At 68.8% G+C, this 7,572-nt stretch carries 7 protein-coding genes; 6 read left to right on the plus strand and 1 reads right to left on the minus strand.

Going from position 1 to position 7,572, the window contains the following annotated elements; genetic code table 11:
• Positions 1-75 precede the first annotated feature (75 nt).
• The 4 genes from AB0C16_RS37205 to AB0C16_RS37220 all read left to right on the plus strand — a co-directional run bounded on the left by AB0C16_RS37205 (position 76) and on the right by AB0C16_RS37220 (position 5,007).
• Positions 76-633 (plus strand): DUF1707 domain-containing protein, encoded by a 558-nt coding sequence (locus AB0C16_RS37205; RefSeq protein ID WP_357690347.1) that lies wholly within the window; start codon positions 76-78, stop codon positions 631-633.
• A 125-nt stretch (positions 634-758) separates the two neighbouring features.
• Positions 759-1,778, plus strand: a complete 1,020-nt coding sequence (plsX, locus tag AB0C16_RS37210) for a phosphate acyltransferase PlsX (protein WP_357690349.1) — start codon at positions 759-761, stop codon at positions 1,776-1,778.
• A gap of 75 nt (positions 1,779-1,853) precedes the next feature.
• Complete coding sequence (gene argS / locus AB0C16_RS37215) at positions 1,854-3,581, plus strand: arginine--tRNA ligase (protein WP_357690351.1); 1,728 nt, start codon at positions 1,854-1,856, stop codon at positions 3,579-3,581.
• Between the two features lie 94 nt (positions 3,582-3,675).
• Positions 3,676-5,007: a hypothetical protein gene (locus AB0C16_RS37220; RefSeq protein WP_357690353.1), complete on the plus strand. Its 1,332-nt coding sequence runs from the start codon at positions 3,676-3,678 to the stop codon at positions 5,005-5,007.
• On the opposite strand, the gene AB0C16_RS37225 is transcribed toward AB0C16_RS37220, so the two are convergent.
• Entirely contained in the window at positions 5,004-5,384 is a 381-nt protein-coding gene (locus AB0C16_RS37225; RefSeq protein ID WP_357690355.1) for a cell division protein SepF, read from the minus strand. The two genes, AB0C16_RS37220 and AB0C16_RS37225, sit on opposite strands and share 4 nt — an antisense overlap.
• Positions 5,385-5,550: 166 nt before the next feature.
• On the opposite strand from AB0C16_RS37225, the gene AB0C16_RS37230 reads away from it, so the two are divergent.
• Both AB0C16_RS37230 and AB0C16_RS37235 read left to right on the plus strand, forming a co-directional pair.
• Positions 5,551-6,315, plus strand: a complete 765-nt coding sequence (locus AB0C16_RS37230) for a PhzF family phenazine biosynthesis protein (protein ID WP_357690357.1) — start codon at positions 5,551-5,553, stop codon at positions 6,313-6,315.
• A 67-nt stretch (positions 6,316-6,382) separates the two neighbouring features.
• Entirely contained in the window at positions 6,383-7,084 is a 702-nt protein-coding gene (locus AB0C16_RS37235; RefSeq protein ID WP_357690359.1) for a hypothetical protein, read from the plus strand.
• The last annotated feature ends 488 nt before the right edge of the window (positions 7,085-7,572 follow it).

Genomic DNA, 7,572 nt, shown 5'->3' on the forward strand with positions numbered 1-7,572 from the left:
TTCCCCCTGGGCTCCAAGTTTTCTCAGAGGTTGAACATTCGCGACATATCTCGATGAGACGTACACTGGCTAACTGTGACTGACGACCCCGTTCTGCGCGCCTCTGACGCCGACCGCGACCGCGTGGCCGCGGTGCTCGGCGAAGCGCTCGCCACCGGAAGACTCACCAGCGTCGAGCACGCCGATCGCCTGGACGCGGCCTACACGGCCAAGACCGTGGGCGAGCTCGTCCCCCTCACCAGAGACCTACCCGAGGTCACCGCGTCACACGTGCCGAGCGTCGTCGAGCAGCAGACGATCGACTCCAAGTTCAGCAAGGTGATCAGGAAGGGCCGCTGGGTCGCCTCACGGCACACCAAGCTCTCCGCGACCTTCGGGGCGCTCATCGTCGACCTGTCCGAGGCCGTGCTGCCCGGCCGCGAGATCACGATCGAGGCCGACGCCCGGTTCAGCAAGATGATCGTCCGGGTTCCCGACAACGCCCGGGTGATCGACGAGGGCGCCTCCATGTTCGGCAAGCGCAACGTGTCGGGTGGTTCCGAGGGCGACGGTCCGCTCATCCGCATCGCGGGCCGATCGATGTTCTCGAAGGTGATCGTCTCGCGCGGAGTCTCCGACTGGAACCTGAGGTAGCGGGCGCCCATCCCCTACCCGCCCGTTAACCTGGGCATCCGCCCTGCCTACGATGCGGACATAACCGAGCCCGCGTTTCCTGCCAATCGGCGACGATGGGTTCGTATGCCCGTACGAGGTGACCAGTGTCCGACAACAAGCCGATCGCGCTCGACGCCATGGGCGGCGACCACGCGCCGCACGAGATAGTCGCGGGAGCGGTGCACGCCGTGCGCGAGCGCGGGCTGCCGGTCGTGCTCGTCGGCTCGCCGCGCGTGCTCTACGAGGCCCTCGCCGACCACGACGCCACCAAGGAGATCCCGATCGTACGGGCCGAGGAGGCCCTGGCGATGGACGAGGGCGCGCTGGCCAGCCTGCGCCGCCCCCGCTCCAGCATCGCCGTCGCCTGTCATCTCGTACGGCGGGGCGACGCGTCCGCGGTGGTGTCCGCGGGCTCGACCGCCGGAGTCGTGGCCACCGGCAGACTCAGGCTCAAGGCCCAGCACGGCGTGCTCCGACCTGCCATAGCCGTCGCCCTCCCCACGCTGCCACACCCGACGCTGCTCCTGGACGCGGGCGCCAACGCCGACACCAAGCCCGAAATGCTGGTGCAGTTCGCCCAGCTGGGCACCGTCTACGCCGAGCTGGCCTTCGACATCGCCAGGCCGAAGGTCGGCCTCCTCACGATCGGCGGCGAGGCCGAGAAGGGCAACAAGCTGGTCAAACGCGCTCACGAGCTGCTCCAGGCCGCACCCGGCATCCAGTTCACCGGCAACATCGAGGGCTTCGACCTGCTGACCGGATGCGTGGACGTGATCGTCACCGACGGCTTCACCGGCAACGTGGCGCTGAAGACCATGGAGGGCGCCGTCCGCTACGCGTTCCGCGAGCTCAGGGAGACGATCAGCGACAGCAGGGTGGCCAAACTGGGCGCGCTCATGCAGCGCTCACGCATCCGCGACCTCCATCGCCGCCTCGACTCCGAGGCGCACGGCGGCGCGGTGCTCCTCGGCCTCAACGGCACCGTCGTCATCGCACACGGATCGTCCAGAGCGCCGGGCATCAGTGCCGCCTGCCAGCTCGCCGTGGACCTTTCATCGGGCGGCATCGTGGCCACGATCGGCGACCGGGTCGCCACGGCGCACAAGTCCCACCGCCGCCGCTGAGCCGATCGTCATGCCAGCGCGGCGAGATCGCCGCCGGAACGGCGCCGATGTCGAGGTCGCCGGTACCCTTAGGACATGACCGACCCGCAGATTGTGCTCACCGAGCGCGTCCAGCAGGCGCTGGCCCGCGCGTTCGGTGCCGAGCACGCCGACGCAGACCCGCTGATCCGGCCCTCCCAGTTCGCCGACTTCCAGGCGAACGTCGCGATGAGCCTGGGCAAGCGACTGCGACGGTCCCCGCGGGAGGTCGCCGAGGCCCTCGCCGCCGAGCTGTCCGACTTTCCCGGCACGGTCGAGGTCAGCGGCCCGGGCTTCCTCAACATCACGCTCGACGACTCGTGGATCGCGTCCGAAGCCGCCCACATGCTGGCCGACCCGCGCACCGGGGTCGGCACCACCATGCCGCCGCAGACCGTGGTGATCGACTACTCCGCGCCCAACGCGGCCAAGGAGATGCACGTCGGCCACCTCCGCACCACGATCGTCGGCGACTCGCTGGCCCGCATCCACGAGCACCTCGGCAACACCGTCGTGCGGCAAAACCACCTGGGCGACTGGGGCACCCCGTTCGGCATGCTGATCGAGCACCTGCTCGACATCGGCGAGGAGGCCGCGGTCGCGCAGCTCGAGGCGGGCATGGGCACCGAGTTCTACCAGGCCGCCCGGCAGAAGTTCGACGGCGACGAGGCGTTCAAGCAGCGCTCCCGCGCCCGGGTGACCACGCTGCAGTCGGGCGACCCCGACACCATCCGGCTCTGGCACGTCTTCATGGACGCGACAGTCCGCTACTTCAACAAGGTCTACTCCATGCTCGGCGTCACGCTCGCCGACGCCGACATCGCCGGCGAGAGCATGTACAACCCAATGCTCGAGAAGACCTGCGACGACCTCGAGGCCAGCGGGGTGGCCGTGATGAGCCAGGGCGCGCTCTGCGTCTTCCCGCCCGGCTTCACCGGCCCCGACGACACTCCGCTCCCGCTCATCGTCAGGAAGAGCGACGGCGGCTACGGCTACGCCTCCACCGACATGGCGGCGATCCGCTACCGGGTCCACGACCTCAAGGCCGACCGCATCCTCTACGTCGTGGGCGCCGACCAGGCGCTGCACTTCCGCATGGTGTTCGCCGCGGCCCGGCTGGCCGGCTGGCTGCCCGACACCGTGTCGGCCGAGCACGTCCAGATCGGCATGATGCTCGGCAAGGACGGGCGCCGGTTCAAGACCCGGTCCGGCGAGTCCGTCAAGCTGACGGACCTGCTACAGGAGGCCGTCGATCGGGCCTCCGCGGTGATCGCCGATCGCGGTTACGACAAGGAGACCCGAGAGGAGATCGCCCACGCCGTCGGCATGGGCGCGGTCAAGTACGCCGACCTGTCGATCAGCCACGACAGCGAATACGTCTTCGACTTCGACCGCATGCTCGGGCTGACCGGCAACACGGCCCCCTACCTGCAGTACGCCCAGGCGCGAATCCGCTCGATCTTCCGCAGGGGCGACGTCGACCCGGCCACCGCCACGGGCCCGATCGTCCTGGGGCATCCGGCCGAGCGGGCGCTGGCCCTCCAGCTACTGGGTTTCGGGGCCGTGGTGGAAAAGACCGCCGCGTCGAACGAGCCCCACCGGCTGTGCGCCTTCATCTACGCCACGGCCACCGCCTTCACCACCTTCTTCGAGGAGTGCCCGGTGCTCAAGGAGGGCGTCGACGCCGAGACGCGCGCCTCGCGGCTCGCGCTGTGCGCGCTGACCCTCCAGGTGCTGGAGTCCGGGCTCGATCTGCTGGGCGTCCCTGTCCCCGAACGCATGTGACACCCTCGGTGGGCGCGCCTCCCCCTGGTTGGCGCGCCCACCGATAGGCTTTACGCGGTCATGAACCGGGCCGAAGATGGGGGAGTTCTCTGCCTTGAGCACGGACCTGACTGCCAACCCCCAAGCGACGGCGGAGCTACACCGCTACGCCGAGGCACTGCTGGCGCATCTGGCCGCCAACGGCACCGCCCCTCCGAGCGCACCTGGATTCAACGACATCCCCGGCAACTGGCTGCCTCCGGCCGTTCAGGCACTGGTGGCGATACTCGCCGGCGACGATCCGCTCGAGTCGCTGAGCAAGGCCGCCGGCCGCGACCAGCAGCGCACCGCGCTCTTCCTCTGCCTGGCCCTGGCCGTCGCGGGCCACGGCAGCCGCATCCACGCCTCCTGGCTCGGCACCGCCTTCGGGGAGCTCTCCGTCGACCAGCCGGTGACCCACGGGCAGCGCTCGCTCTGGCTGGCCGCCGCCAGAGGCGCCTACGGTCCGGCCGGTAAGATCTTCGTGCTCCGCAAACTCGACGCGTTGGGCATGCCTGATCACGCCGACCAGCGGCAATGGGTGCAGGCGGTCGTGCCCGGCGAGCCCACCGTGGTGGTGCCGGTCTCCCTCATCGACTTCCCGGAGATGGCCGAGATCCCCGAGCTGGCCAGACCCGCCCAGGCGGCCGCGCGACTGGCCCGGCTGCGGGCCCGCTGCGCGGAGATCACCTCCACCAAGCAGGCGGAGCACGACTCCTCCACCCCGCTCACCAACAAGGCCGCCAGCCCTGTCACGGCCTGGGCCGAAGACGAGCCGCTCGCCGTGCTCCGCTCGCTCATCGGCCTGGGAGGCCCCTCGGGCCCGATGGCCTCACTCACCTCACACCTGCTCGACGACCTGCGCCCGGGCGCCGACCCGCACCTGGCGGCGATCGCCCTGCACGTGGCGGCGCCGCTCCTGCGCGCCGTGGCCGAGGAGCTCGAGGCCGACTGCCACCTCACCCCGCCCGCCACGCTCACGGTGACACTGCTCGGCCACCACATCCTGCTGCGCCCCGAAGGCCCCGACGACAACTCTCTCGCCGAAGCCGAGGCCGCGATCGTGGCTGAGGGGATGCCGCCCCGCCGCCCACCATGGGCGGCCGTCCTGCTGATCGTCGCTGGAGTAGGTTGCCTGGCCGGAGCGCCGCTGACCAGCTGGCTGCTCACCGGGGCAGGCGCTGCCCTGCTCGGCCTCGCGGGCCGGCTGCTCTGGCTGCGGCGTAAGGCCGTCGAATCAGACGCCACATACGTGGCCGCGCGGATCGCCGAGCTCAAGGAGCTGGCCGACGGGGCCGTGTGGGCGTTGCACGCCTACGCCCGCGAAGCGGACGCACGCGCAAAACAGGCCGCGGACGACTCAGCCGAGCTCACCCGGCTGATCCGTCGCGGCCCGCGCGCCGCCTAGGACGTCTCGATCTCCACGTGGGCCGGCGCCAACAGGAAGACCCGATCGGCGATGCGCTCGATCCGGCCCTCGCAGCCATAGGCCAGACCCGCCGCGAAGTCGACCATCCTGGTCGCCTCGGGCATCGGCATGCCTGTCACGTCCATGATGACCGTCTGACCGTCACGAAAGTGCTGGCCGATCATCGGTGCGTCGTTGTACTTGAGCGGCTGGACCATCACGATCCGTGACGAGTCAACGGACGCACGCCACCTCCTGGCAGCCCGCTCCGTCGCCGGCATGTACTCCTCTTCGTACTGCTCATCGTCGTACTGCTCGTCGTAGTGATCAATCCCGCCCAGGCCAAGGTAGCTCACCACCTTGCGCACTGCCCCCATCGGTTTGTCCTTTCCTCAGGAACTCACCGTAATCGGCACGTCCCTACACATTGGACGGTAACCGACGATTCCGTGTTCGCCATGCGACACGCCCACGACTAATTTCATTCTCTACGGCTTGCAGCCTGGTTTCATCTGGATATCTCTCCCCCGATAGCATCAACTCATGCGCCTCTTCACTGTAGACGCCTTCACTGACACTGCTTTCGAGGGTAATCCCGCGGCGGTCTGCCTGCTGGAGTCCGCCGCTCCCGACTCATGGATGCAGGCCGTGGCGGCCGAGATGCGACTGTCCGAGACCGCCTTCCTGCTCGGTGATTCGCTCCGCTGGTTCACGCCCGCGGTCGAGGTGTCGCTCTGCGGCCATGCGACGCTGGCCACGGCACATGTCCTGTATTCGACGGGCACGGCGTCGGGCCCGGTCGAATTCACGACGGCCAGCGGAACACTCACGGTGAATCGCACCTCCGACGGCATGATCACGATGGATTTTCCGGCCAAAGAAGTGACACCGACCACACTTCCGGCCGGTCTGGAAAAAGCGCTCGGGGTCGCTCCGGTGCAGGTCGGAAGGAGCGATCTCGACCTGCTGGTGGAGCTCTCGGACGAGGAGGCGGTGCGCACGCTCACCCCCGACATCGAGGCCCTGGGCACGATCGACGCCCGCGGCGTCATCGTCACGGCCGCCGGCTCGTCTGCCGACTTCGTCTCCCGCTTCTTCGCCCCCAACGTCGGTGTGCCCGAAGACCCTGTCACGGGCTCCGCCCACTGCGCGCTGGCGCCCTACTGGTCGGAGCGCCTGGGCCGGGCCGAGCTGGCAGGGGCGCAACTGTCCGCCCGTGGCGGACTCGTGCGCGTCAAGGTCGACGGTGACCGTGTGCATCTCGCCGGGCGAGCGGTCACGGTGCTCTCCGGCGAGCTGCACGTCTGACGCCTCTCCCCGCCCCGGCGGAAACGGGCCGCCGAACTTTGGCTGCCCCTCGCGCATCTCACACGATGTGACACCGCCCACACACCTCGCCACCACGCTGCTCTCGGCAGTCGCGCTCGTGCTCTCCTCCTGTGCCGTGGAGCTCGCCGTCCGCTCCCCGGCCATCACGCCGACGGCCTCGGAGGTGGCGGAGCAACGGGCCATCGCCAGGAAGGCGCTCGCCATGCGCCTCGACTGGACGGCACGCACGGGAGTGCTCACCAAGGAACTGGGCCACAGCGGGCTCGACCGATGCCGCAGAGGCGACGACGATCTCAAAGTCACCGAAGACTTCTCCGCGAAGTGCACGCTGACCCTGCACCGGGCCTACCTCTGGAACGGCGACATCGACGCCTTCCTCGATCGGTTCCAACTGTGTCCGGCCACGGCCGAGATCCGGGACTACTGGCGCGAGTACGGCGGCAAGCCGCATCCTCGCGATGCCGACCACATCTACGATGTCGGCGACCTGCCGGCCCTGGTCTGCGACGGTGTGACCGTGGAGTTCGCCTCGTCCCACACCGAGACGGACCCCGATCTCACGGTCATGCCCGGCGCAGAGCTCTTCGATGACGACGGCGGCACGCACAAGCCGTACTACTGGGTGCCCGAAGGGACCCCATGGCTGGCCGAGTGGCTACGCGTCCGCGCCGAAGGCCGATACGTGGTCGCCATGCAGGTATCCGAGGACTACTCGGTCCTCCAAAGCCGTAAGGCTTGTTGCCCGTGACCCTTTGAACGGCCCAGTCCCACCACCGACACCGACGACGACCCACACGCCGGGCTGAATTTCTCGTGAACGCAAAAAAGGGGCCCCGCCACCGGAACCCCAAACCAACCACCCGAAACCCGCGCCGAACCCGCCCGCCCGCAGCCCAACCGGCTGCGCCCCGCCCAACCACAAGCCTGCGGTCTGCCCGACCGAAACCCACCCGCCCGAAACCCGCCCGAAACCCGCACGAACAAGCCCGAACAAGCCCGACCGATCGGAACCCGCCCCGAACGGAACCCGACCAAACCCCACCAACCAACCAAGCAAACACGCAGGCAGGCAGGTCCGTAAACACAGGCCCGTAAACGAAGGTCCGTAAACACAGGGCCGTAAACGCGAGAAGGGCCCCCTAATCCAGGAGGCCCTTCCCACATCAAACGATTGTCCGGCGGCGACCTACTCTCCCACACCCTCCCGAGTGCAGTACCATCGGCGCTGAGAAGCTT

The sequence above is a fragment of the Nonomuraea sp. NPDC048916 genome (genome assembly GCF_040649575.1).
GTDB lineage: Bacteria > Actinomycetota > Actinomycetes > Streptosporangiales > Streptosporangiaceae > Nonomuraea.

Bases quoted from the DNA above. Each gene is read 5' to 3' on its own strand.
- AB0C16_RS37230 (WP_357690357.1), top strand. From the start codon at position 5,551: ATGCGCCTCTTCACTGTAGACGCCTTCACTGACACTGCTTTCGAGGGT.
- argS (WP_357690351.1), top strand. From the start codon at position 1,854: ATGACCGACCCGCAGATTGTGCTCACCGAGCGCGTCCAGCAGGCGCTG.
- AB0C16_RS37225 (WP_357690355.1), bottom strand. From the start codon at position 5,384: ATGGGGGCAGTGCGCAAGGTGGTGAGCTACCTTGGCCTGGGCGGGATT.